General features: G+C 28.6%; 1 protein-coding gene. It reads left to right on the top strand.

Annotated elements, in window-relative coordinates; all coding sequences use genetic code 11:
- Window positions 1-37 precede the first annotated feature (37 nt).
- The coding region (locus ACJDT4_RS23375; protein WP_406790027.1) for a hypothetical protein at window positions 38-339 on the top strand (302 nt) is incomplete at its 3' end.

Below are 339 nucleotides of genomic sequence, written 5' to 3'. Positions count from 1 at the left end.
TATATAAAAGAATAGTATAATTAGGGAGGACGTAAATTTGTCTAGAATTCAAATTGACATTAGCAAGGTTAGAAGCTGTAATGAAGACTTAAGGCGAAATAACTTAAAAATATCAAATATAGCACGAGATATATTTTTATCTATGGGAAGTATTGATAGTAGAATACAAGCTAGACGAAATATAGGATCAAGGTTAAAGAATGCTTGTGATGAATGTAATAAAATAGAGCAGAAATTAACTAAGTTACAGAAATTCATAAGCAATTCAATGGATAGATATGAAAAGGCCGAAAGAAAAGTAGAAAATGAATCAGAGGAACTAATAGCATTATGGAATTT

The sequence above is a fragment of the Clostridium neuense genome (genome assembly GCF_045310695.1).
GTDB lineage: Bacteria > Bacillota > Clostridia > Clostridiales > Clostridiaceae > Clostridium_S > Clostridium_S neuense.
The sequence above is the reverse complement of the archived record's forward strand: the minus strand, read 5'-3'. Positions and strand labels throughout refer to the sequence as shown.